The following is a 23899-nucleotide window of genomic DNA, read 5'->3' as shown; positions in this document are numbered from 1 at the left end:
GCCGTGATGTAACCGTTGCCATGGGCCCGCTCGCACCGATGAATTGCCTTAAAGGAAGGCATCTGCAGCGGTTTTCAAGGTATGACAGCGCTGCCAATCCGATTGCGGAAAAGCGTTGTGCGGTGCAGAACGAAACTGCGCGGATGGCGGTGCGGAACCTTGCCAGGACGGGGTGCAGCGAGCTGACAGCGCTGGACAACCCGGAGCGGCGTCGCATGTCGCACATGACCGATGGATGGCTTTAATCACTGACCGGGAGGACAGGCTTTGGACACAGCAACGACCGTCAGCGGACAGCACGTGCAGGGCAATACCCGTGCGCTGGCTGTGGTGACCGCGATCTTCTTCATGTGGGGCTTCCTCACCTGCCTCAACGACATCCTCATTCCGCACCTGAAGGCCGCCTTCGCACTGACCTGGGTGCAGGCGATGCTGATCCAGTTCACCTTCTTTGGCGCGTATTTCCTGATGTCACTGCCGGCCGGCCGGCTGGTGGCGGCGGTCGGCTACAAGCGCGGCATCGTCGCCGGCCTCGCGATCGCCTGCGTGGGTGCGCTGATGTTCTGGCCGGCGGCGGCCGCACACGTGTACAGCCTGTTCCTGGCGGCGCTGTTCGTGCTGGCCACCGGCATCACCGTGCTCCAGGTGGCCGCCAATCCATACGTTGCGCTGCTCGGTGACGAGCGCACCAGCTCCAGCCGGTTGACCCTGGCGCAGGCGATGAACGCGCTGGGCACGACGCTGGCGCCACTGTTCGGCGGCCTGCTGATCCTCTCGGCGCAGCCACGCAGCGAGGATGAGCTGGCCCTGCTGCCACAGGCCGAAGCACTGGCCTATCGTGCGGCCGAAGCACAGTCGGTGCAGCTGCCGTACTTCGGCCTGGCGGTGGCGCTGTTCCTGCTGGCTGCGGCGATCTGGATGTTCCGCCTGCCCACCATTGCGGGCGTGGAGGGGCGCATCAGCGGCGAAGGCCGCGTGTGGGATGTGCTGCGCCATCGCCACGTGCGCCTGGGGGTGCTGGCCATCTTCTGTTACGTCGGTGCCGAGGTATCCGTCGGCAGCGTGCTTGTTAACTTCCTGTCCTCGCCGGGCATCGGCCAGGGCCTGTCCGAACAGGAGGCCACCGGCTATGTCTCGCTGTATTGGGGCGGTGCGCTGGCCGGCCGCCTGGTGGGTGTCGCACTACTGGCACGCTTGGACGCACGCCAGTTGCTTGGCCTGTTCGCACTGATGGTGATGGTCTTGCTGGGCATCACGGTCACCGCCAGTGGCGGTGTGGCCAAGTGGGCCGTGGTCAGCATCGGTCTGTTCAACTCCATCATGTTCCCGACCATTTTCGCCCTGGCCATCGCGCGCCTCGGCGCACTCACAGGAAAGGCCTCCAGCTTGCTGGTGATGGCCATCGTTGGTGGCGCGGTCATTCCGCTGGCGATGGGCTGGCTGGCCGACAGCTACGGCCTGCAGGTGTCTTTCCTGCTGCCGATGCTGTGCTACGTCTACATCGCCTTCTATGCATGGAACGGCTCACGGCTACCGGCGCCGTGAGCCACGTGTTGCCGTTGTCAGCGCCGGCGTGGCGCGGCAGTCGATTCGCGATCCAGCACCGCATGTTCAACCGTGATCATGCGACCAGCGGCCTCGGCACGGATGTGCTCGATCAACTGCTCGGTTGCCAGCCGGCCCATGTAAGCGGTCGGCTGGCGCACCGTGGTCAGCGCCGGGTAGATGTGCCCGGCGATCGGCGTATCGTCGAAGCCGCACACCGACAGATCGCGTGGTACGCGCAGGCCACGCTCGCCAGCCACGCGGTACACCGCCGCGGCCATGTCATCGTTGGCCGCGAAGATCGCCGTTGGCGGGTCGACCAGGTCAAGCAGGGTATTGGCGGCGTCCACGCCCGATTCGAACGAAAACTGGCCTTTGACCACCAGCTCCGGGTCGTAAGCGATGCCGGCCTCGCGCAGCGCCTGGCGGTAGCCGGCGTGGCGCCACTGGCAGGCCCCATGTGCGCGTGGGCCCTTGATGTGGCCAATGCGCCGATGGCCCTGCGCGACCAGGTGGCCAATCAGTTCGATCACCGCTGTGGTCTCATCCATGCGTACGCCGATGCGGCCTTCCGGGTGGCGCGGCGCGATGCAGGCGAAGGGAATTTCATGCTCCTCCAGATAGGACAGCACCACCTCGTCATCGGTCAGCGGCGGGATCAGCACGACGCCGTCGGGGCGCGAATTCTCGAACAGCGCGGCCAGGTCGGGCAGGGTGCGGCGGCCGGTGCCGACCGGGCCCAGGATCAGGTTGTAGTGCTGCGCATGGCAGGCTTCCAGCATGCCGCTCTGGATTTCCATCAGGTAGTTGCGCGAGGGATTGTTGTAGACCAGCGCCAGCGCATACGAGCGCTGGCCGGCCAGGCTGCGTGCCGACGGGTTGGGCTTGTAGCCCAGCCGTGCCACGGCCGACAGCACCCGTTCGCGGGTCTGCTCGCGCACGTTCGGCTCGTGGTTGAGCACGCGGGACACGGTCTTGATCGAAACCCCGGCAACGGCGGCGACATCCTCGATTCGACTGCGCATGGTGCGATGGATCCTCCTGGAAGGCGGCGGGCACGCGGCGATGGTAGAGCGTGGTGGCCCGGTCGGTGTTGCCGAAGCAGGCGGATGTTGCCACGACAGGAGGTGCGCTGGCACGTCCCGATTCCTTGTCGCGATGCAACACGCGGGCACCACTGTAGCGCGCTTGTGATGTGCCGGGGCCCGTGGTTGAGGGGCGGCCACCACAGCGCGCACGAGCAACGATTGACAGTACGGGAGCGGGCTTATATGACAGCGCTGTCAGGAACGGCACGCAGGTGCCCGCGCTGTCGTGCTGCTGCAGCCCCGCACGCCAGGAACTTCATCCACGGAGGTAGAACCCAGTGAATCGCCCCACCCAGACCCTTCTTGCCAGCTGCCTGCTGGCGGCCCTTGCCGCGCCCGCCGGTGCCGCACCGGCCAGCGGCGAGCGCCTGCAGGACTGGCCGCACGTGCAGAGCGCGATCACCGCCGACGCGGACATCGAAAGCCGCGTGCAGAAGATCCTTTCGCAGATGACGCTGGCGCAGAAGATCGGGCAGATGACCCAGGCGGAAATCAAGACGATCACGCCCGAGCAGGTGCGCCGCTACTACATCGGTTCGGTGCTCAACGGCGGCGGCTCCTGGCCGGGCATGGACAAGCACGCCAGCGCGCAGGACTGGCTGAAACTGGCTGATGCGTACCACGCCGCCTCGCTGTCAACAGACGCGAAGACGCCGGTGCCGGTCATCTGGGGCACGGACGCAGTGCACGGCCACAACAACGTGCTGGGCGCGACCCTGTTCCCGCACAACATCGGCCTGGGCGCGGCCGGTGATCCGGAACTGATCGAGCGCATCGGTGAGGCGACGGCGCGTTCGGTGCGCGCCACCGGCATCGGCTGGGTGTTCGCGCCCACCCTGGCCGTGGCCCATGACCCGCGCTGGGGGCGCACCTACGAAAGCTATTCGTCCGATCCGGCGGTGATCCGCAGCTTCGCCCATGCCTACGTCAAGGGCGCGCAGGGTCGCTTCCACGACGACGGCAACGTGATCACCACCGCCAAGCACTACCTGGGCGACGGCGCCACCGACAACGGTCGCGACCAGGGCGAGGCGTTGGTCGACAAGGCGACGATGATCAACGTGCATGCACAGGGGTATTACGGCGCGCTGGCCGAAGGCGCGCAGACAGTGATGGCGTCCTTCAACAGCTGGAACGACCGCGCCGCCGGTATCGACTACGGCAAGATGCACGGCAGCAAGGCACTGCTGACCGATGCACTGAAGGACAGGATGGGCTTCGACGGCTTCGTTGTCTCCGACTGGAACGGCATCGCCCAGGTGCCCGGCTGCCGCAACGACAGCTGCGCGCAGGCCATCAACGCCGGCATCGACATGGTGATGGTGCCCGACGACTGGAAGGCGTTCATCGACAACACCATCGCGCAGGTCAAGAGCGGCGAGATCCCGGTGGCACGCATCGACGATGCAGTCACCCGCATTCTGCGGGTGAAGCTGCGCGCCGGGCTGTTCGAGCGCAAGCCGTCCGACAGCCGCTATGCCGGTGATGCCAGCGCAGTGCAGCACCGCGACCTGGCGCGCCGCGCGGTGCGCGAATCGCTGGTGCTGCTGAAGAACGAAGGCAAGCTGCTGCCGTTGCGCCGCGATGCGCGCGTGCTGGTGGTCGGCAAGGGCGCCGACAGCATCGGTGACCAGTCCGGTGGCTGGTCGCTGACCTGGCAGGGCACCGGGAACAACAACGCCGATTTCCCCAATGCCGATTCGGTGCTCGGTGCGCTGCGCGCGGAACTGGGCGCAGACAAGGTCAGCTTCAGCGTCGACGGCCAAGGCGTCGATCCGAAGGCCTTCGATGTGGTGCTGGCGGTGATCGGTGAGACGCCGTATGCGGAAACGAACGGTGACATCCTCGCCTCGGACACCGTGAGCCACAGCCGCGCCTACCCGCAGGATCTGGCCGCGCTGAAGGCCGCGGCGGCGACTGGCAAGCCGGTGGTAACGGTCTACATGTCCGGTCGGCCGATGTACACCAACGACCTGCTCAACCTGTCCAGCGCCTTCGTTGCGGCCTGGCTGCCGGGCACCGAAGGCAAGGGCGTCACCGATGTACTGGTGGCGGGCAAGGGCGGAACGCCCGCGCATGACTTCCGCGGTCGCCTCAGCTTCCCGTGGCCGAGCGTGCCTTGCCCGGCGCCGATCGACCAGCCCGATGCGAAGAAGCCGCCGCTGTTCCCGCTGGGCTATGGCCTGAGCTACGCCAGGAGCGGCAAGGTTGCTACGCTGCGCGAGGCCAATCCGGACAGCTGCGGTGAAGTGACCCTGCTGCCCATCTTCAACCGCGCCGACACCCCGCCGTTCGCTCTGCACGTGGCCGCGGCCGGTGCCACCCAGCCGCTGGGCAACGATCTGAATTCCACGCTGCGCTGGCCGACCGCCACGCCGGTGGTGCAGGTGCGCACCGTGCAGGTGAACACCCAGCAGGACGCCAGGGAAGTGACGTGGCTGGCCCCGGCGCAGCTGATCGCGCGCAGTACCTCACGCCGCAACCTGGGCGCGCTTGCGCGCAGCAATGGCGCACTGCAGTTCGACGTGCAGCTGGTGAAGCGCCCGGCATCGCCGGTGAAGGTGACCATGCAATGTGGCACCGGCTGCGAAGGGGGAGTGGACATCGCCCCGCTGCTGGGCAAACTTTCGCCCGGGCAGAAGCAGACGGTGACCGTGCCGCTGGCGTGTTTTGCAAAGCAGGGTGTGGATCTGGGCGCGGTCGAAGCACCGTTCGTGGTGAGCGCGGACACGCCGTTCGCCGCGGCGTTCACCCAGGTCAAGCTGACCGCCAACACGGCCAATTCGGAGGGCGCGGTGGCCTGCCCGTGATCTGGATGGATGCGCCGGGCCATGCCCGGCGTGTCTGTGACCGCGCGCGGTGATGCATTCCGCCGGGCATGGCCCGGCGCTACCGGTAGATCCACGCCACGCGTGGATGGGCCGTCCCGAAAACAAAAAAAGCCCCGCAGTGCGGGGCTTTTCTCTTATCGCTTCATCGAACCGAAGAACTCGTCGTTGGACTTGGTGTTCTTCATCTTGTCCAGCAGGAACTCCATCGCGGCCATTTCATCCATCGGATGCAGCAGCTTGCGCAGGATCCAGATCTTCTGCAGCAGTTCCGGCTCGATCAGCAGGTCTTCGCGGCGGGTGCCGGAACGATTGATGTCGATGGCCGGGAACACGCGCTTTTCAGCGATGCGGCGGCTCAGGTGCACTTCGCTGTTGCCGGTGCCCTTGAACTCTTCGTAGATCACCTCGTCCATCTTCGAGCCGGTGTCGACCAGCGCGGTGGCGATGATGGTCAGGCTGCCGCCTTCTTCCACGTTGCGCGCGGCACCGAAGAAACGCTTCGGGCGGTGCAGGGCGTTGGCATCGACACCACCGGTCAGCACCTTGCCCGAGCTCGGCACCACGTTGTTGTAGGCGCGGGCCAGGCGGGTAATCGAGTCCAGCAGGATCACCACGTCCTTCTTGTGCTCGACCAGGCGCTTGGCACGCTCGATGACCATTTCGGCCACCTGCACGTGGCGCGCGGCCGGTTCGTCGAAGGTCGAGCTGATGACCTCGCCGCGCACGGTGCGCTGCATTTCGGTCACTTCTTCCGGGCGCTCGTCGATCAGCAGCACGATCAGGTGCACGTCAGGATGGTTGGTGGTGATGGCCGTGGCCACCTGCTGCATCATCATCGTCTTGCCGGCCTTCGGCTGGGAAACGATGAGCGAGCGCTGGCCCTTGCCCTGCGGCGCCATCAGGTCGAGGATGCGGCCGGTGATGTCTTCCGACGAACCGTTGCCACGCTCCAGGGTGAAGCGGCGGCGCGGGAACAGCGCGGTCAGGTTCTCGAACAGCACCTTGTTCTTCGATGCTTCCAGCGGCTCACCGTTGATGGTGTCCACGATCGACAGCGCGAAGTAGCGCTCGCCGTCCTTGGGGAAGCGGATGCGGCCGGACAGGTGGTCGCCGGTGCGCAGGTTGAAGCGACGGATCTGGCTGGGCGAGATGTAGGTGTCGTCCGGGCCGGCCAGGTAGCTGGCTTCGGCCGCGCGCAGGAAGCCGAAGCCGTCCGGCAGGATTTCCAGCACGCCGTCGGCGGCAACGCCGTCACCATGGCGGGTCAGCACCTTCAGCAGGGCGAAGATCACGTCCTGCTTGCGCGCGCGCGCCACGCCTTCGGAGATCTGCAGCTGCTCGGCGATCTCCAGCAGCTTCTGTGCCGGCATGCGCTTGAGGTCGCTCAGCGAGTAGACCGGGAAACCTTCCGGCACGCTGGCATGCGGACGCGGCACGAAGGGCTGCTGCTCGCCGTTGTCGTTGGGCATGCCGTCATCGCGGAAGCGACCACCGCCACCGCCGCCGTTGCGATCACGATCGCGGCGGTTGCGGAAACGGTCGCGGCGATTGCCCTGGCCCTGACCCTGCTGGTTCTGGTTGTACGGGTTCTGGTTCTGGCCACCACCCTGGTGGTTCTGCTGCCGCGGCTGGCCGGATTCGCGGCCCTCACCACTGTCACCGCCGCCACTGCTGGCAGGCGCCTCGGCGGCGGGCGCGCTCGGCGCGGGAGGCGCTGCAGCCGGTGCCGGCGCTTCGGGCGCGGCTGCCAGCGGCAGGGTGGGCTGCGCCGGGGCGGCGCTGGTTTCGGCGGCGGCCGGAGTGGCAGCCTTGGCTACGCGGGGCTTGCGCACGCGCTTTTCGGCGGGCGCTTCGGCGCTGCCGGTTTCGGGAGTGTTATCGGACAAGAGCGTTATTCCTCGCTTGAAGGTGCGAGCGCCCGGCTGGGGCGGCGAACGTTGGGAATGGGTCTGGAAGAAACTGCGTCCAGAGGGTGCGGCACGCGAACGCGGCCGGATATGCCGACACTATCATCGGCCCGCGGCGCCGTGCAAGGGTCACCGGGAACTGCATTCATGCTGGCGCGGTATGCGCCCACCGGCAGCCGCGGGTGGCGGCCGCCGGTGTTGTCACGCAGGATCAGGCCAGAGCCTTGTCCAGCAGGCCGGCCAGCTGGGCCTTGCCCACCGCGCCGATCTGCTCGCCGACCTTTTCGCCGTCCTTGAATACGACCAGGTACGGAATCGAGCGCACGTGGTACTTGGCGGCCAGCGCACGGTTGTGGTCGACGTTGACCTTGGCGATCTTGGCGCGGCCCTGGTAGGCGTCGGCCAGTTCGTCCAGCGCCGGGGCGATCATCTTGCACGGGCCACACCACTCGGCCCAGAAATCGACCAGCACCGGCTCCTTGGAATTCAGCACTGCGCTATCAAAGTCGGCGTCGCCGACATGTACAACCTTGTCGCTCATCTTGGTTTCTCGTCTTGGATTGCACCCGGCGATGCCGGAGGTGGGTGAACTGGGCCATGCCCGGTGGCGCGACCCTCGTCGTTGCCTCGCGGCGCACTGCCGCGGTGCGTTCGGCGGGATGCCTGGACGCTCACGGCCGGCAGTGTACCCCTATCGCAGGGCAGGGACAGGCGCCGGCTGGAACCCAGCGTATCGTGATCGCTTCGATGCCTGATATGTGTCGGATTTCACTGTCCTCCTGTACATGGGGTTGGCAGCGGGCGACACCAGCGCCTCCGGCAGGGCTGTTCAAGTCCGGTGTTGCTGGGTGAAGGGTCGGCGTCTCCCTGCGTGGTGAGACGCGTCATTCCGGTTTGTCGGCCCGAGTGCGTTAAACTGGAACATTGAGCGGCGCGCGGACCCGGTGGTCCCGGCCCGCCGACCCGCCGCAGGGGCCGCAGTTTGCGACGGTGCCCCCAGACGATGCAGTGCCGCCCGCCCGCTGGCCGGTGGCCATACCAAGACGGACTCATGAGCGACAAACCGCTGACCGATTTGACCTTTTCCTCCTTCGAGCTGCATCCGGCCCTGCAGGCTGGCCTTGAAGGAGCCGGATTCACCCGCTGCACCCCGATCCAGGCGCTGACCCTGCCGGTCGCGCTGCCCGGTGGTGATGTTGCCGGCCAGGCCCAGACCGGCACCGGCAAGACGCTGGCATTCCTGGTCGCTGTCGTGAACCGCCTGCTGACCCGTCCGGCCCTGGCCGATCGCAAGCCGGAAGACCCGCGCGCGCTGATCCTTGCGCCGACCCGCGAACTGGCCATCCAGATCCACAAGGACGCGGTGAAGTTCGGTTCCGACCTGGGCCTGCGCTTCGCGCTGGTCTACGGCGGCGTCGACTACGACAAGCAACGCGAGCTGCTGCAGCAGGGCGTGGACGTGATCATCGCCACCCCGGGTCGCCTGATCGACTACGTCAAGCAGCACAAGGTGGTTTCGCTGCACGCCTGCGAGATCTGCGTGCTGGACGAAGCCGATCGCATGTTCGATCTCGGCTTCATCAAGGACATCCGCTTCCTGCTGCGCCGCATGCCTGAGCGCACCACCCGGCAGACCCTGTTGTTCAGCGCCACCCTCAGCCACCGCGTGCTGGAGCTGGCCTATGAGCACATGAACGAGCCGCAGAAGCTGGTGGTCGAGGCCGAGACCATCACCGCCGCCCGCGTGCGCCAGCGCATCTACTTCCCGGCCGACGACGAGAAGATCCCGCTGCTGCTGGGCCTGCTGTCGCGCAGCGAAGGCGCCCGCACCATGGTCTTCGTCAACACCAAGGTGTTCGTCGAGCGCGTGGCCCGTTCGCTGGAAAAGGCCGGCTACCGTGTCGGCGTGCTGTCCGGTGATGTGCCGCAGAAGAAGCGCGAGAGCCTGCTCAACCGCTTCCAGAAGGGCCAGCTGGAAATCCTGGTGGCCACCGACGTGGCTGCGCGCGGCCTGCACATCGACGGCATCAAGTATGTCTACAACTACGACCTGCCGTTCGATGCCGAAGACTACGTGCACCGCATCGGTCGTACCGCGCGCCTGGGTGAAGAAGGCGATGCGATCAGCTTCGCCTGCGAGCGCTACGCGATGGGCCTGCCGGACATCGAGGCCTATATCGAGCAGAAGATTCCGTCCGAGCCGGTCACCAAGGAACTGCTGACGCCGCTGCCGCGCCCTGAACGCCCGGCCCCGGCGGCAGGCGAGGAAGGCGATGACAACGAAAGCGTCGGCCAGATCTTCCGCGAAGCGCGCGAAGCCCGCGCCGCCGAGGAAGAGCGTCGGGGCGGTGGCCGTAGTGGCGGCCGTTCAGGCAGTGGCGGTGGCCGCGGTGGTCGTGACGGCGAGCGCAGCGGCGAACGTCGCCCGCGTGGCCCGCGCAAGCCGCGCGTGGAAGGCGAGCAGGCTGCCGCCACCCCGGTTGCTGGCGCCGAGGCTGCCGTGACCCAGGCCCCGCGTCCGCCGCGCCCGCCGCGCCCGCCGCGTGCCGAAGGTGCACCGGACGTGGCAGTGGATGGCGAGCACAAGCCGCGCAAGCGCCGTCGTCGTCGCCACGGCCGTCCGGTCGAAGGCGCCGAAGGCGTGCAGGCCACGGCCGGCAATGGCGCCAGCCCGGTCACCCCGGTGCAGGTGGTGGCCAAGCCGGTGCGCACCGCCGCCGATACCGGTGATTCGTTCCTGACCCGCATCGGCCGCAAGATCCGCCGGATGCTGTCGGGCAGCTGATCGGCGCCGCCGATCAGCGGGTAGCGCCCGACCGTTGGTCGGGCGACCTTGAAGGGTGTGCCGACCAACGGTCGGCACCCACCGAGCCGAGCATTGGCTCGGCTCTACAGCCTTGATGCCGCAGGTAGCGCCGGGCCATGCCCGGCGAGCGCAGCGGCAGATCGAAAAATCCGCGGGGCATGGCCCGGCGCTACCGATCCGCGGCGCCGCTCCTGCATAATCGGGGTATGAGTGTCCTGCGCTTCGACAATGTCAGCAAACAGTACGCCGGTGGCCACGAGGCGCTGACCGATGTCAGCTTCGAGGTCGCGCCGGGCGAGATGCTGTTCGTCACCGGCCATTCCGGTGCGGGCAAGAGCACCCTGCTCAAGTTGATCCACCTGGACGAGCGGCCCAGCCGCGGCGCGGTGGTGTTCGACGAGCGCAACCTGCTGAAGGTGCGCGGCGGCGATGTGCCCCGCCACCGTCGCGCGGTCGGTGCGGTCTACCAGGACCACCGTTTGCTGATGGACCGCTCGATTGCCGAGAACGTGGCACTGCCGCTGATCCTGCGCGGTACCCGCCGTGGCGACATCAACAAGCGGGTGCGCTCGGTGCTGGAGCGGATGGGCCTGGGCCATCGCGAGAAGGCGCTGCCCTCGCAGTTGTCCGCCGGTGAGCAGCAGCGCGTCGGCATCGCCCGCGCCATCGTCGGCGAACCCAAGCTGCTGGTGGCCGACGAGCCGACGGGCAACCTCGACCCGACCCTGGCGGCGGAGATCATGGCGTTGTTCGCCGAGCTGCCTTCGCGCGGCACCAGCGTGCTGGTGGTCAGCCACGACCTGCCGCTGCTGCGCCGCATGCGCAAGCGCGTGCTGATCCTCGATCACGGCCGGCTGGTGGATGACATCTCGCCGCAGGACCTGGCGGAGTAACCATGGCGAAGAACGAAAACAGCGAAGCCGCCGCCCCGTCGCGCGTGGGTGTCTGGTTCCAGCACCACGTACACAGCGTGGTGTTCAGCCTGGGCCGCGCCTGCCGCAAGCCGTGGGCGACCCTGCTGACGGTGATGGTGATGGCGCTGGCGCTGGCCCTGCCGCTGGGCCTGTCGATCGCGCTGGACAACCTCAAGCAGTTCGCCGGCAGCGTGCAGCAGTCGCGCGACATCAACGTGTTCCTGAAGGGCAATGTCGATGGCCCCGGCGCGCTGCGCCTGGCCGGGCAGCTGCGCGACCGCGACGACGTTGCCGAAGTGAACGTGCGTACGCCCGAGCAGGGCCTGCAGGAACTGCGCGATGCCGGCCTCGGCGAGGCGATCGACGCGCTCAACGACAATCCGCTGCCCTCGCTGCTGGTGATCACTCCCGGCCAGGGCAAGGACGATGCGCGCCTGGCGCGCGCGCTGGAAAGCCTGCCCGAGGCCGACCTGGTGCAACACGATGCGCTGTGGCGCCAGCGCCTCGATGCCTGGCTCGCCTTTGGCGCGCGGCTGGTGCAGGTGCTGTCGGTGCTGCTTGGTGTCGGTGCCGCATTGGTGGTCGGCAACACCGTGCGCCTGGACATCCAGGCCCGCCGTGAAGAGATCGGCGTGCTGCAGCTGCTGGGCGCCAGCGATGGCTTCATCCGACGTCCGTTCCTGTACCTGGGCGCCTGGTATGGCCTGGGCGCTGGTGCAGTGGCGCTGGCCCTGATCGCTGCCGCCGGTGCCGCGCTGCGCATGCCGCTGGCCGAACTTTCGCGCAGCTACGGCAGCCCGTTCGTGCTGCACGGCCTGGACCTGCTGCATGGCGGCCTGGTGCTGCTCGGCACGCTGCTGCTGGGCTGGCTGGGGGCGTGGCTGGTGACCGGCCATTTCCTGCGCCAGACCCGACCGACCGACACCTGAGACCGGCATGCAACCGCAAGCGTTGAAGCACCTTGAGGGGCCCGCGACGCGGGTGATGGTGGTCGATGGCTCGAAGCTGGTACGCAAGCTGATCGCCGACGTGCTGAGGCGTGACCTGCCGGGCGTGGAGGTGATCGGCTGCGACAGCATCGAGGAAGCGCAGCAGGCGCTGGCACAGGGTCCGGTGGACCTGGTGACCACCTCGCTGACCCTGCGTGATGGCGACGGCCTGGCATTGGCGCGGATGATCCGCGAAGCCGCTGGCCAGGCCTATGTGCCGGTGATCGTGGTCTCCGGCGATGCCCAGCAGCATCTGGAGCAGCGCCGCTTCACCGAGTACGTCACCGATTATTTCGACAAGGCGCTGGGCCATGAGGCACTGGCGACCTTCATCCGCGGCTATGTGCAGCCGCAGACCATTCCCGGCGCCACCATCCTCTATATCGAGGACAGCCGCGTGGTGGCCGAGGCCACCAAGCGCATGCTCGAACGCCAGCAGCTGAACGTGCTGCACGTGGTCAGCGCCGAAGAGGCGTTCACCCTGCTCACCGCCGAGTCGCTGGGCCGCAGCCGCCACCGCATCGACCTGGTGCTGACCGACGTCACCCTGAAGGGTGAACTGAGCGGCCGCGACGTGGTGCAGCGCGTGCGCGTGGACTTCGGCTACGGCAAGCGCCGCCTGCCGGTGCTGGTGATGACCGGCGATGGCAATCCGCACAACCAGACCGGGCTGCTGCAGTCCGGCGCCAACGACCTGGTGCTGAAGCCGATCGAAGAACGGCTGCTGGTCACCAAGGTGCTGTTCCAGCTGCGGCTGGCCCGATTGAATGATGGACCCCTGATTCGATGATGGATGAAGTAGCCGACACCCCGACGATCCAACTGGAACCGAGCTGGAAGCAGCATGTCGGCGATTACCTGCTGCAGCCGCAGATGCGCGAGCTGTCCAGCTTCCTGCGCCAGCGCAAGGCCAGTGGCGCGGCGGTGTTCCCGCCCGGCCCGCAGATCTTCGCCGCGTTCGATGCCACGCCGTTCGAGCAGGTGAAGGTGGTCATCCTCGGCCAGGACCCGTACCACGGCCGTGGCCAGGCCCATGGGCTGAGCTTCTCGGTGCCGCCGGGCGTGCCGGTGCCGCCGTCGCTGCTGAACATCTACAAAGAGATCGAGAGCGATCTCGGTATCCCGCGCCCGGACCATGGCTGCCTGATTCCGTGGGCCCAGCGTGGCGTACTGCTGCTCAATGCCGTACTGACGGTGGAAGAGGGCAAGGCCGGCGCCCATCAGGGGCGCGGCTGGGAAGGCTTCACCGACCACGTGGTGGACGTGCTCAACCGCGAGCGCGAAGGGCTGGTGTTCATGCTGTGGGGCGCCTACGCGCAGCAGAAGGGCAAGGTCATCGACACCCGTCGCCATCGCGTGCTGAAGTCGCCGCATCCGTCGCCGCTGTCGGCCCATCGCGGCTTCCTCGGCTGCCGCCATTTCTCGATGGCCAACGAGTACCTGCAGCGTCGCGGGCAGGCCCTGATCGACTGGTCGCTGCCGCCGCGTTCTGCGCTCTGAGCGGGCCGGGCGGTAGCCCGGCGCCGCCAGCGATGGATCAGTGGCCCGCTGCTGGCGCGATATCCGCGCGCCGATAGTAGGCGCGCGCGCCTTCGGCGATCACGCTCAATGCCTGCACGGTGCCATCGCCGCCGCGATGGAACAGCAGTTCCGCTCCCGCACTGCCTGCCAGGAAGCGGACGGGCGTCAGCGCCTGCAGTGCGACCGGTGCATCACGCCCGGGCAGGCGCAACTGCAGTCCAGCATCGACCGCCTGCACGTCCAGGGTGGCGGCATCGAACCAATCGGCCAGGCCACTGCGCAGATCCATGGGCAGGGCGTCATCGAGTACGAAGCGGCCGCTGAAGCGCGGATAGCCATCCACCAGCAACGCGGGATCCAGCGTGCGGATGACCGGCTTGGCGTTGTGGCCGAGTGCATCGGACAGGGCATTGCGGATCTCCCCACGCAGCGCAGGGCCGTTGTCCCCATTGGTCAGGATGACGAATCCATCGCCGCTCTCGGGGTAGCCTTCGATGCCTGCGTGATAGCTGTCGTTGCTGCCGTTGTGGAAGAAGCGGCGACTGGCGCCAGCGCCGGCCAGCTCCGGGCCCAGGCCACGGCCGGCCGGTGCCACTTCGCTGACCATCTGCAGGGCCAACGACTGCGGCAGCCATCCATCCTTGGTGCGGATGCTGCGCAGCAGGGCCGCGACGAACAGGCCCATGTCATTGGCGCTGGTCCACAGCCCCGACGCCGCCTGTTCTGGAAAGCTCTGCCAGCCGCGTGGCAGGGCCTCTGGCTGGCCCTTGTTGTCGTGCGCATGGGCAACGTTGCCGTAGCCGGCAGGCAAGGGATTCCGATACGTGCTGCGCGACATGCCCAGTGGCGAGAACACCTCGCGTTGTGCGACCTCAGCGAATGCTCTGCCGGTCAGATCTTCGATCGCCAGCTGCACCACCGTGTAGCCGCCACCGGAATAGTCGACCTGCTGGCCGGGTGCGTGGATCAGGCGTACCGGTTCATTCTTTGCAGGCGCCATTCCATCCAGTGTCTGCAGCAAGGTCGGAAGGCGTTCGGCGGGCTGGTAGTCCTGGAAGCCATGCACGTTGAAGCCGGCAGTGTGCGAGAGCAGCATGCGCAGGTTGATCGGCGGGTGCTGTCCCTGCGAATCGGCAGGCAGGTGCCAGCGGCGCAGGCGATGGTCGATGTTCTCCTCCAGCGAGACCTTGCCGGCAGCAACCAGCCTCAGGGTGGTTGCCGCAGTGCCCATTTTGCTGACCGAGCCGACCGAGAACACGGTATCGGCATCCACCGCGTCGCGCGTGCCGGCCTGGCGCAGGCCGTATCCGGCGGCGTAGACCACCTTCCCATCGCGGATCACCGCAACGGCGGCACCCGGTACCTTGTAGTGGGCGAGGCGTTCTTCGATCGACCACTGCGGCAGCGCGGCGCCCAGCTGCGCGGTGCTGGGGCGCAAGCCATGGGCCATAGCCTGCGCAAAGCGCGCAGCGTCTTCAGCGCTGGCGTCAGTGGCCATCACGTGGAACGGGGCAAGGGAGACCAGCAGCGAACACAGCAACAGGCGGTTCATCATCGACATCCTTGCAGGAGTGGAAGAAGGGCGGGATCGGCGCACGCGGTGCCACGCACGCCTGTCGCGTCCAGTCGTTGCGGGTGGAACGGGTTACCGCCGCAGCGCAGGAGGCGATGCGGCGGAGGAGTCAGCGTCGTTCGCGGCGGGCGCCCTGCGCCAGCAGGTAATCGCGCACGGCCGCGTTGCCAGCCTGGTTCAGCGGTGTCCGCCAGCGCCCCAGCCAGCCGTCGGCTTCCACGCCCAGGTTGATGTCGGCGCCGTGAGCAAGCAGGTACTGCACGGTGACCAGGTGCCCTTCGCGCGAGGCATTTATCAGCGGTGTCTCGTCATAGGTCACGACCCGGTTGACGTCGGCACCAGCCTGCACAAGCTGCTCGACGATGGGTTGCAGGCCCAACGCGGAGGCGACGATCAACGGATTGCCTTCGCCCAGCGCGGCACGATCGGGGTCGGCGCCCAGTTGCAGCAGCGTGTCGACCATCGCCGGATCGCGTGCACGGATGGCCTGGATCAGCGCCGTGCCATCACCGAGCACGCGCGCATCAAGATCGACGCCGGCCGCCGCCAACAGACGGACCTGCGCGACGTCATGCGTGCTGGCGGCTTGGAACAGCTTGATGACGCGCGTATCGGAGGCGCTGGCAGCCGGTGATGGGGCGAGCCGTGGTGAGATGGCCACGGCGGTGCCGGTGCAGGCCAGCAGAAGCAGCAGGCCCAGCCCCAACAGGCTGCGGTGCCGGGGTGTGGGTGACCCGGCGTCCACCAGCTGATCAATGCGCTGCGCCAGCTGGCTGCGCGCACTGAACATACCCAGTGCAAGCGTCGGCGCCTCCTCGCGCAGGGCCTGCAGCTGTTCGACGCTGGCCAGCAGCGAACCTGCATAGTCCAGCGGTTCGCGTGCCTGCATCGCAGCGCGTGCATCACAGGCCATCTCGCGCAGTACCGCCAGGCGTGCCTGGGCAAGGTGCAGGAGCGGATTCCACCAGAACAGTGCTGTTCCCGCCCGCAGCAGCGTGCTTGTCCACAGGTCGCGCCGTTGCAGGTGTGCAACCTCGTGGCGGACGATGTCGCGCAGCACATTGTTGTCCAGGCGTGCCAGCAAGGGGCGGGGCAGGAGGATCTGCGGGTGCCACAGGCCGACGACCATCGGCCCGTCGACGGCGCAGGTGGCGATCGTCACGTGGGCGGGCACGATGTCGGCCAGGACCGCGCGCAGTCCGGCGGTCGCCGGTTGCGCCAGCCGCCGCAGCCGGCGTGCGTGCAGCGTCGCGTCCAGCAGGCGCATGCCCAGCCACAGGGTGCCCAGCAGCCACAGCAGTGCAAGCAGTGTCGGCAGGGTCTTCGGCAGTTCGACGTAGTAGATGTCGGGCTGTCGTCCGGCTTCGAAGATGGCTTCTTCCGCCGTTGCCCCCTCGCCGGGCATGGGGTGGAACGCGGCCGCGGGCGGTGCCGGTGCGGGCAGGGTGGTCGACCAGCCCGGCAGGAAGGCGCTGAGTGGCAGCAGCAGGGCCGCTGCCATCGCTGCGGTCAGCAGCCAGGAACGTTGTTCGGCACTGAGGGCCCGCCGCCGTGCCAGCCACAGCGCGGGCAGCAGCACGATTGCGGACAACAGCAACTGTCGTACGCCCAATGCCATCGTCAGGTCGATGAGGTTCATTCCTTCCTCCCGGCCCTGGCATCGCTGACGCGCTGCTGCAGTGCCTGCAGTTCGTTGCGGTCGATTTCGCGTTCGTCCACCAGGTGCTGTGCCAACACGTTCGGTGAGCCGTCGAAGAACTGATGCAGAAGATGGTCAAGCGCTTGCCGGCGGGCCTGCTCGCGGCTGAGCGTGGCGTGATAGATGTAGGCGCGACCTTCCTGGCGATGACTGACAAAGCCTTTCTTCGCCAGCACGTTGAACATGGTCAGCACCGTGGTGTACGCGACCGGCTTGTGTTGGCCGAGCACATCCGCCACATCGCGCACGGACGCTTCGCCCTTGTCCCAGAGGATGTCCAGGATGGCCTGCTCGGCGGGAGTGGGATTCTGCGAGACAGGGCGGGCCATGCGCTTCTACGTATGAATTAGTTGATGCATCGGAGCATGTCGCCGGGTGGCTGTCAACGGGTTTCTTAGTAGTAAAGGGACAACCCTCAGCCCTCGGGCCTGAACACCGGGCAACGTCTCCTGGCCTGAATGGACCTCCAGGAGGGCCCGTTCAGCTCCGCTTGACCGGAAATCGCCGGTTTCCGGTGGGTAATTGATTGAATTCCAAGGGATTGTGAATCCCGAAAAGCGTGCTCGCCACTGTCATCAAATCGCGCTACGGTAGGGCTCTGTTTGGGACCAGTGTTGCATCAATAGGATGCTGGAACTTTTTCCTCCTTTAGCAGTCCAAATCCCGGACTGCTAAGATGGGTGCCTATGAGCCAGAACACCTCTACTGCCCTTGTGGCAAACAATCTCCCGATTCCCAGTGCGCTCGGTTCGCTGGACGCCTACATCGGTGCCGTGCACCAGATCCCGGTGCTGTCGGTCGATGACGAACAGGACCTGGCCCGTCGCTTCCGCGACGGCAACGATCTGGACGCCGCCCGCGAGCTGGTGCATTCGCACCTGCGCTTCGTAGTGCACGTGGCCCGCGGTTACAACGGCTACGGCCTTGCGCTGGGCGACCTGATCCAGGAAGGCAACATCGGCCTGATGAAGGCGGTCAAGCGCTTCGACCCGGAGATGGGCGTGCGCCTGGTCTCCTTCGCGGTGCACTGGATCCGTGCCGAGATGCACGAGTTCATCCTGAAGAACTGGCGCATCGTCAAGGTCGCCACCACCAAGGCGCAGCGCAAGCTGTTCTTCAACCTGCGCAAGTCGAAGACGCGCCTGGGCTGGATGAACGCGGCTGAAGTGAGCGCAGTGGCCAAGGACCTGAACGTGTCCGAGCGCGAGGTCATGGAAATGGAGTCGCGCCTGTCCGGTCGCGATATCGGTTTCGATGCGCCGACCGACGAGGACAACGAGCACGCGCCGCCGTCGCCGGCCGCGTACCTGGTGGCCAACGACGAAGACCCGTCGATGGCCTACGAACGTGCGGACAGCGAAGACAACCAGATGCAGCTGCTGCGCGAAGGCCTGGCCGAACTGGATGCGCGTTCGCGCGACATCATCCGCCGCCGCTGGCTGGATGCGGACAGCAAGGTGACGCTGCAGGAACTGGCCGACGAGTACGGCGTGTCGGCCGAGCGTATCCGCCAGGTTGAAGCCAATGCGCTGAAGAAGATGAAGGCGCTGTTCACCGCGTAAGCGGGAGGGCGTTGGAACGAAGAAAGGCCCGGCATCGCCGGGCCTTTCTCGTTTGTGGGGCTCATCCACGCATGGCGTGGATCTACCCCGGCGGTGTGCCGCCCGTACGGCCACGCCATGCGTGGCAGCGGCGCCGGCCTCACCCCTCGCGTGCGATCGCGCGCCAGCCAATGTCGTTGCGGTGGAACTCGTTGGCCCACGTCACCTTGGCCACGCCGGCATAGGCATTGGCCTGCGCATCGCGCACGCTGTCGCCCAGTGCGGCCACGCACAGCACGCGGCCACCCGCACTGACGACCTGGCCCTGTGCATCCAATGCGGTACCGGCATGGAACACCTTGGCACTGGCCGGCACTTCGTCCAGGCCGGAAATCACGTCACCGGTGATCGGTGCTTCCGGGTAGGGCTTCGCGGCCAGCACCACGCCCAGCGACGGGCGCGCATCCCAGTGTGCTTCCACCTGGTCCAGCCGGCCATCGATGGCGGCTTCCACCAGTTCCACCAGATCCGACTGCAGGCGCAGCATCACCGGCTGGGTTTCCGGGTCGCCGAAGCGCACGTTGAATTCGATCACCTTCGGCGCACCGCTGGCATCGATCATCAGGCCGGCGTAGAGGAAACCGGTGAACGGGATGCCGTCGGCAATCATGCCCTGCACGGTCGGGTTCACCACCTCGCGCATCACGCGGGCGTGCACCTCCGGCGTGACCACCGGAGCGGGCGAGTAAGCGCCCATGCCGCCGGTGTTGGGGCCGGTGTCGCCGTCGCCGACGCGCTTGTGGTCCTGCGAGGTGGCCATCGGCAGTGCATGCACGCCGTCCACCATCGAAATGAAGCTGGCTTCCTCGCCGTCGAGGAATTCCTCGATGACCACGCGCGCGCCGGCATCGCCGAATGCGTTGCCCGAGAGCATGTCACGCACGGCGTCTTCGGCTTCGACCTGGGTCATCGCCACGATCACGCCTTTGCCGGCGGCCAGGCCATCGGCCTTGACCACGATCGGTGCGCCCTTCTCGCGGATGTAGGCCAGCGCGGCGTCCACCTCGGTGTGCACGGCGTAGAACGCGGTCGGAATGTTGTGGCGGGCCAGGAAGTCCTTGGCGTAGGCCTTGCTGCCTTCCAGCTGCGCGGCAGCGGCGGTCGGCCCGAAGATGCGCAGGCCGGCGGCGCGGAAGCGGTCGACCACGCCGGCCACCAGCGGCACTTCCGGGCCGACCACGGTCAGCGCCACGCCTTCGGCCTGGGCCAACGCCAGCAGGCCGTCGATATCGGTCACCTTCACCGCAACGTTGCGGCACTTGTCTTCGCTGGCGGTGCCGGCGTTGCCGGGCGCCACGATCACTTCGGTGACACGGGAGGACTGGGCCAGCTTCCATGCCAGGGCGTGTTCGCGGCCGCCAGAGCCGATGACAAGTACGTTCATCACGAGATTCCAGATTGCGTGGGAAGGGAAGGTCGATAGCCCCGGCGGCGCGCGTGGTTCACTCGCAGCCTTCGCGTCGCAGCGATTCGGGGAAGGAGTAGGCCCAGGTCTTCGGGTCCAGGGTAAAGCGGTGTTGCTGCCGCACCTGCTTGCCGCCACAGGTGTTGCCGGTTTCCTCGATCAGCAGTGGCCAGATGCGCGCACTGCGGTCGCTGTCGTCGAAACGCAGTGCGAAATCGATGCTGAAGCGGCGGGTGCGGCAGTCTTCGGCGGTATCGGGGTCGGCGGCCGCGTCGACGTTCTCGCATTCGTACTGGGCGTCGTTGTCGATGTGGCTGCGCACGTTGCCGGTGCTGGTCAGGCCTTTCGGGCCCGGCAGGACCAGGGTCTGCGAGAGCAGCGAGAAGCCCTGGCCGAACCAGCCATCCTCGACTCGGAAGCCGTAGAAATCGCTGCCGGCGCGGATGATGCTGGCGGTGCCCGGCTGGCCACCACTGCCGAAGCGCTCGCCGGTCAGTTCGCTGGTCACCTCGAAGCCCTCGCCTTTGGGGCGAAGCACGAAGAACTCGATGGTTCCCGGGTCGATATGCGCGCCATCAACCAGCGCACCGCATACCGCCAGCAGCTGCTGCCAGCTGTCACCGGTCACCACCGGTTGCTCGGCGCAGACCTGCCAGTCCATCGCATGGGTGTCGCCATCGTCGGTCCAGCTGCCGCGCCATTCACCGGAGAGCGTGGCGTTGCTGCCGTAACGCTGGACAAGGAAGGCCTGCAGCCGCGCAGTGCGGCTGGCATGCTGTGCCGGTGAGGCGGAGGCCATCGCAGGCGCATCTGCCTTCGGGCCCGCGCTGGGCTCGGCAGCAGGCTTGCAGCCGGCCAGCATGGCCGCGCCAGCGAGGGCGAGCACGGCCAGTGATTTCATCGAAACTGTGGACATCCGTGTCGCTCCAGGATCAATGGCGGAAGTGGCGCACGCCGGTGAACACCATGGCCAGGCCATGTTCGTCGGCGGCAGCGATCACTTCGGCATCGCGCATCGAACCGCCCGGCTGGATCACCGCCTTGATGCCGGCGGCAGCCGCGGCATCGATGCCATCGCGGAACGGGAAGAACGCATCGGAGGCCATCACCGAACCCTCGACCACCAGGTTCGCATCGGCGGCCTTGATGCCGGCGATGCGTGCCGAGTACACGCGGCTCATCTGGCCGGCGCCGACACCGATGGTGCGGTTGTCCTTGGCATAGACGATCGCGTTGGACTTCACGAACTTGGCCACCTTCCAGGCAAACAGCAGGTCGGTGAACTGCTTGTCGGTCGGCGCCAGCTTGCTCACCACCTTCAGCTCGTCGCGGGTCATGCCGCGGTTGTCGGAGGACTGCAGTAGCAGGCCTGAGCCGACGCGCTTGTTGTCGAAATTGTTCAGGCCGTCGCCGTGCGGGATGCGCAGCACGCGCACATTGGCCTTCTTCTGCGCGTATTCCAGCGCGGCCGGCTCGTAGTCCGGAGCGATCAGCACTTCCACGAACTGGCGGTCCAGGATCACCTTGGCGGTGGCCGCGTCCAGCGGCTTGTTGAAGGCGATGATGCCGCCGAAGGCACTGGTGGGGTCGGTGGCGTAGGCCAACTCGTAAGCATCGCCGTTGCCGGCACCGACCGCCACGCCGCACGGGTTGGCATGCTTGACGATGACGCAGGCCGGCGCGTCGAACTGGCGCACGCATTCCCACGCCGCATCGGCATCGGCCAGGTTGTTGTAGCTCAGCTCCTTGCCCTGCAGCTGCTGGAACGTGGCCAGCGTGCCCGGCACCGGGTACAGGTCGCGGTAGAACGCGCCGCTCTGGTGCGGGTTCTCGCCGTAGCGCAGGTCCATCACCTTCACGAAGGTGGAATTCATCTGCGCCGGGTACTCGGCACGCGCCGGCACCGCGGCGTCGGTGGCGGTGACCGCCGACAGGTAGTTGCTGATCGCGGCGTCGTACTGGGCGACGCGGTTGAACGCGGCCACCGAGAACGCGAAGCGGGTGCTGGCCGACAGTTGGCCGTTGTTGGCCTCCAGCGAGGCCAGCAGTTCGGCGTACTGCGACGGATCGGTGGCCACCGCCACGCGGGCGAAGTTCTTGGCCGCCGAACGCAGCATCGCCGGGCCGCCGATGTCGATGTTCTCGACCGCGTCGGCCAGGGTGCAGTCGGCCTTGGCGGTGACCGATTCGAACGGGTACAGGTTCAGTACCAGCAGGTCGATGGCACCGATGCCGTGTTCGGCCATCACTGCATCATCCAGGCCCGAACGGCCCAGCAGGCCGCCGTGCACCATCGGGTGCAGGGTCTTGACCCGGCCGTCCATCATTTCCGGGAAGCCGGTGACGTCGGCCACGTCCTTCACGGCCAGGCCCGCATCGCGGATCGCCTTGGCGGTGCCGCCGGTGGACAGCAGCTCCACGCCGCGTGCGGCCAGCGCAGTGGCCAGCTCGGCCAGGCCGGTCTTGTCGGAAACGGAGAGGAGGGCCCGACGGACGGGCAACAGATCAGCAGTCATGGGGACAGGGCAATCGGCAGCGGAGCGGGGCCGATATTGTAGTTCTTGGGGCCCGGTGGCGGGTGCTGCCGGGGCAGATTCGCTGCGTCCAAAGCCGGTTTGACCGTAATGGGCACGGCCCGCGGGCTTGTCAGCCACCGCTGGGCACGGCACGGTGCCGCCTGTTCCCCGTGTGCAGGATGCCGTCCCGTGACCGTTGCCAACCGCCTGCAGGCCACCCTCGATGCCGAAGGGGCGCTGCTGTTCCTGGCCCGTTATGTGCGCCATGCGCGTTGTGGCCAAGGCGCGGCCTGGTGCGCCCAGGCCGATGTGCCGACGCTGCAGGCCGAAGCCGCAGAGCGCTGGGGCGAGCAGGCCGAGATCCTGTCCTGGGACGTGCAGCGCCGCGAACGCCGGCGCTGGCGGCGGCTGGAGTTCAAGGTCTACCTGGATGACGACAAGCGCTGGTATGGCGATGCCATCGCGCTGCATCGGCGCGCGCCTGGGTTGGCCGAGCTGCTGTGGGTGATGCAAGCACAGCACTGGCTGGAGCCTTTCGAGCTGTATCTGTACGCCGATGGGCTGGATGAGGGGGCGATCGTGCTGCCTGCCGGCGGCATCATCCACTTCCAGCGCTCGCGCGGGGGCGTCTACCGGCTGCTGTCGCTGCAGGCGGGGTTCGCGGATGCAGGAGCACGCGAGCGGGCCGTGCAGGCGGTGCGCAATGCCCTGCAGCGCAGCCATGACGTGGTCTGGCTGTGCCGGCATATCGATCCTGGGCTGCCATGGCATGACTGGCTGGGCCAGCCCGAACTTGCCGGTAACCGCATTTGATGGGGTAGGCTGTGCCCGCACTGCCAAGGATCAGCAGGTACGGATCATGTCGATCTATGCATTGAAAGGACGTTTCCAGGACCTGTTGCGTCCGGCCGTACGCGGTCTGTACCGCATGGGGATCACCGCCAATACGGTGACCGTGGCCGCTGCCGTGGTCTCGCTGCTGGTGGCTGCCGCCGTGTGGTGCTGTGCGCCGGCCCAGCCCCTGCTGTACCTGCTGCTGCCACTGTGGATGCTGCTGCGCATGGCGCTCAACGCCGTGGACGGCATGCTGGCCCGCGAGTTCGGCCAGCAGTCGCGGCTGGGCGCCTACCTGAACGAGCTGTGCGATGTGATCGCCGACGCGGCGCTGTACCTGAGCCTGCTCAGTGTGCCGGGCGTGCGCCCGGAAGCGCTGTGGCTGCTGGCCTGGACCGCGGCCCTGAGCGAGTACGCCGGGGTGCTGGGGCTGATGGTCGGTGCCAGCCGTCGCTATGACGGTCCGATGGGCAAGAGCGACCGCGCCTTCGTCATCGGTGCGCTGGGCCTGCTGCTGGCGCTCGGCTGGGGCGGTGCAATGACGGTCACTGGCGTGGCCGCCGCGATGGCGGTGCTGTGCGCGGTGACGATGATCAACCGCGTGCGGCGCGGACTGCAGGAAGCGGCGGTTTCGCCGAACTAATCAAGCAGATACAAAAAGACAATCAGG

19 protein-coding genes are annotated in these 23899 nt (G+C 67.2%); 10 read left to right on the top strand and 9 right to left on the bottom strand.

What is annotated here, in order from left to right; translation table 11 throughout:
• The first annotated feature begins 348 nt into the window (after positions 1-348).
• Entirely contained in the window at positions 349-1545 is a 1197-nt protein-coding gene (locus AC07M7_RS07615; protein WP_495207133.1) for a sugar MFS transporter, read from the top strand.
• Between the two features lie 17 nt (positions 1546-1562).
• On the opposite strand, the gene AC07M7_RS07610 is transcribed toward AC07M7_RS07615, so the two are convergent.
• Positions 1563-2570 (bottom strand): LacI family DNA-binding transcriptional regulator, encoded by a 1008-nt coding sequence (locus AC07M7_RS07610; RefSeq protein WP_046986059.1) that lies wholly within the window; start codon positions 2568-2570, stop codon positions 1563-1565.
• A gap of 341 nt (positions 2571-2911) precedes the next feature.
• On the opposite strand from AC07M7_RS07610, the gene AC07M7_RS07605 reads away from it, so the two are divergent.
• Positions 2912-5443, top strand: coding sequence for a glycoside hydrolase family 3 protein (locus AC07M7_RS07605; protein ID WP_495207065.1), 2532 nt, complete (start codon positions 2912-2914; stop codon positions 5441-5443).
• A gap of 155 nt (positions 5444-5598) precedes the next feature.
• Here the strand turns inward: AC07M7_RS07605 and rho are convergent, their stop codons facing one another.
• On the bottom strand, positions 5599-7350 hold the full coding sequence (gene rho / locus AC07M7_RS07600) for a transcription termination factor Rho (protein WP_136639414.1): 1752 nt from the start codon (positions 7348-7350) through the stop codon (positions 5599-5601).
• Between the two features lie 232 nt (positions 7351-7582).
• Complete coding sequence (trxA, locus tag AC07M7_RS07595) at positions 7583-7912, bottom strand: thioredoxin (protein ID WP_005411275.1); 330 nt, start codon at positions 7910-7912, stop codon at positions 7583-7585.
• Between the two features lie 510 nt (positions 7913-8422).
• On the opposite strand from trxA, the gene rhlB reads away from it, so the two are divergent.
• From rhlB to ung, 5 genes are all read left to right on the top strand, one after another.
• The gene (rhlB, locus tag AC07M7_RS07590; protein WP_495207064.1) at positions 8423-10156 is read left to right on the top strand and encodes an ATP-dependent RNA helicase RhlB; all 1734 of its coding nucleotides are present in this window, start codon (positions 8423-8425) and stop codon (positions 10154-10156) included.
• Between the two features lie 227 nt (positions 10157-10383).
• Positions 10384-11070, top strand: coding sequence for a cell division ATP-binding protein FtsE (gene ftsE, locus AC07M7_RS07585; protein WP_005419728.1), 687 nt, complete (start codon positions 10384-10386; stop codon positions 11068-11070).
• Positions 11071-11072: 2 nt separating this feature from the next.
• Complete coding sequence (ftsX, locus tag AC07M7_RS07580) at positions 11073-12020, top strand: permease-like cell division protein FtsX (protein WP_012512287.1); 948 nt, start codon at positions 11073-11075, stop codon at positions 12018-12020.
• 7 nt (positions 12021-12027) lie between these two features.
• Entirely contained in the window at positions 12028-12870 is an 843-nt protein-coding gene (locus tag AC07M7_RS07575) for a response regulator (RefSeq protein WP_012512286.1), read from the top strand.
• On the top strand, positions 12867-13580 hold the full coding sequence (ung, locus tag AC07M7_RS07570; protein WP_495207063.1) for a uracil-DNA glycosylase: 714 nt from the start codon (positions 12867-12869) through the stop codon (positions 13578-13580). The genes AC07M7_RS07575 and ung overlap by 4 nt, the downstream gene beginning before the upstream one ends.
• Before the next feature lie 37 nt (positions 13581-13617).
• Here ung and AC07M7_RS07565 read toward each other — a convergent pair whose 3' ends face one another.
• The 3 genes from AC07M7_RS07565 to AC07M7_RS07555 all read right to left on the bottom strand — a co-directional run bounded on the left by AC07M7_RS07565 (position 13618) and on the right by AC07M7_RS07555 (position 17202).
• A complete protein-coding gene (locus AC07M7_RS07565; RefSeq protein ID WP_495207062.1) occupies positions 13618-15153 on the bottom strand; it encodes a serine hydrolase domain-containing protein in 1536 nt (511 codons plus the stop codon).
• A gap of 130 nt (positions 15154-15283) precedes the next feature.
• Positions 15284-16813, bottom strand: a complete 1530-nt coding sequence (locus AC07M7_RS07560; RefSeq protein WP_495207061.1) for a M56 family metallopeptidase — start codon at positions 16811-16813, stop codon at positions 15284-15286.
• Entirely contained in the window at positions 16810-17202 is a 393-nt protein-coding gene (locus AC07M7_RS07555; RefSeq protein ID WP_006397459.1) for a BlaI/MecI/CopY family transcriptional regulator, read from the bottom strand. Before AC07M7_RS07555 ends, AC07M7_RS07560 begins: the two co-directional genes overlap by 4 nt.
• Positions 17203-17559: 357 nt before the next feature.
• On the opposite strand from AC07M7_RS07555, the gene rpoH reads away from it, so the two are divergent.
• A complete protein-coding gene (gene rpoH / locus AC07M7_RS07550) occupies positions 17560-18435 on the top strand; it encodes an RNA polymerase sigma factor RpoH (RefSeq protein ID WP_006397457.1) in 876 nt (291 codons plus the stop codon).
• A 139-nt stretch (positions 18436-18574) separates the two neighbouring features.
• Here rpoH and purD read toward each other — a convergent pair whose 3' ends face one another.
• The 3 genes from purD to purH are packed head-to-tail and all read right to left on the bottom strand — an operon-like array spanning position 18575 to position 22395.
• Positions 18575-19858, bottom strand: a complete 1284-nt coding sequence (gene purD / locus AC07M7_RS07545; protein WP_495207060.1) for a phosphoribosylamine--glycine ligase — start codon at positions 19856-19858, stop codon at positions 18575-18577.
• A 58-nt stretch (positions 19859-19916) separates the two neighbouring features.
• Entirely contained in the window at positions 19917-20795 is an 879-nt protein-coding gene (locus AC07M7_RS07540) for a hypothetical protein (RefSeq protein WP_495207059.1), read from the bottom strand.
• Between the two features lie 16 nt (positions 20796-20811).
• Positions 20812-22395, bottom strand: coding sequence for a bifunctional phosphoribosylaminoimidazolecarboxamide formyltransferase/IMP cyclohydrolase (gene purH, locus AC07M7_RS07535; RefSeq protein WP_495207058.1), 1584 nt, complete (start codon positions 22393-22395; stop codon positions 20812-20814).
• A 189-nt stretch (positions 22396-22584) separates the two neighbouring features.
• Between purH and AC07M7_RS07530 the strand changes: the two genes are divergently transcribed.
• Both AC07M7_RS07530 and AC07M7_RS07525 read left to right on the top strand, forming a co-directional pair.
• On the top strand, positions 22585-23208 hold the full coding sequence (locus AC07M7_RS07530; protein WP_046986051.1) for a hypothetical protein: 624 nt from the start codon (positions 22585-22587) through the stop codon (positions 23206-23208).
• Positions 23209-23254: 46 nt separating this feature from the next.
• Positions 23255-23872, top strand: a complete 618-nt coding sequence (locus tag AC07M7_RS07525; protein WP_046986050.1) for a CDP-alcohol phosphatidyltransferase family protein — start codon at positions 23255-23257, stop codon at positions 23870-23872.
• The last annotated feature ends 27 nt before the right edge of the window (positions 23873-23899 follow it).

This window comes from Stenotrophomonas sp. GW821-FHT09E08 (assembly GCF_059416125.1).
This window is presented reverse-complemented; position numbering and strand designations above follow the sequence as displayed.

Coding starts and splice junctions, on each gene's coding strand:
- AC07M7_RS07615 (WP_495207133.1), top strand. CDS start 349: ATGTGGGGCTTCCTCACCTGCCTCAACGACATCCTCATTCCGCACCTG.
- AC07M7_RS07610 (WP_046986059.1), bottom strand. CDS start 2,570: ATGCGCAGTCGAATCGAGGATGTCGCCGCCGTTGCCGGGGTTTCGATC.
- trxA (WP_005411275.1), bottom strand. CDS start 7,912: ATGAGCGACAAGGTTGTACATGTCGGCGACGCCGACTTTGATAGCGCA.
- rhlB (WP_495207064.1), top strand. CDS start 8,423: ATGAGCGACAAACCGCTGACCGATTTGACCTTTTCCTCCTTCGAGCTG.
- ftsE (WP_005419728.1), top strand. CDS start 10,384: ATGAGTGTCCTGCGCTTCGACAATGTCAGCAAACAGTACGCCGGTGGC.
- ftsX (WP_012512287.1), top strand. CDS start 11,073: ATGGCGAAGAACGAAAACAGCGAAGCCGCCGCCCCGTCGCGCGTGGGT.
- AC07M7_RS07575 (WP_012512286.1), top strand. CDS start 12,028: ATGCAACCGCAAGCGTTGAAGCACCTTGAGGGGCCCGCGACGCGGGTG.
- ung (WP_495207063.1), top strand. CDS start 12,867: ATGATGGATGAAGTAGCCGACACCCCGACGATCCAACTGGAACCGAGC.
- AC07M7_RS07565 (WP_495207062.1), bottom strand. CDS start 15,153: ATGAACCGCCTGTTGCTGTGTTCGCTGCTGGTCTCCCTTGCCCCGTTC.
- AC07M7_RS07560 (WP_495207061.1), bottom strand. CDS start 16,813: ATGAACCTCATCGACCTGACGATGGCATTGGGCGTACGACAGTTGCTG.
- AC07M7_RS07555 (WP_006397459.1), bottom strand. CDS start 17,202: ATGGCCCGCCCTGTCTCGCAGAATCCCACTCCCGCCGAGCAGGCCATC.
- rpoH (WP_006397457.1), top strand. CDS start 17,560: ATGAGCCAGAACACCTCTACTGCCCTTGTGGCAAACAATCTCCCGATT.
- purD (WP_495207060.1), bottom strand. CDS start 19,858: ATGAACGTACTTGTCATCGGCTCTGGCGGCCGCGAACACGCCCTGGCA.
- AC07M7_RS07540 (WP_495207059.1), bottom strand. CDS start 20,795: ATGTCCACAGTTTCGATGAAATCACTGGCCGTGCTCGCCCTCGCTGGC.
- purH (WP_495207058.1), bottom strand. CDS start 22,395: ATGACTGCTGATCTGTTGCCCGTCCGTCGGGCCCTCCTCTCCGTTTCC.
- AC07M7_RS07525 (WP_046986050.1), top strand. CDS start 23,255: ATGTCGATCTATGCATTGAAAGGACGTTTCCAGGACCTGTTGCGTCCG.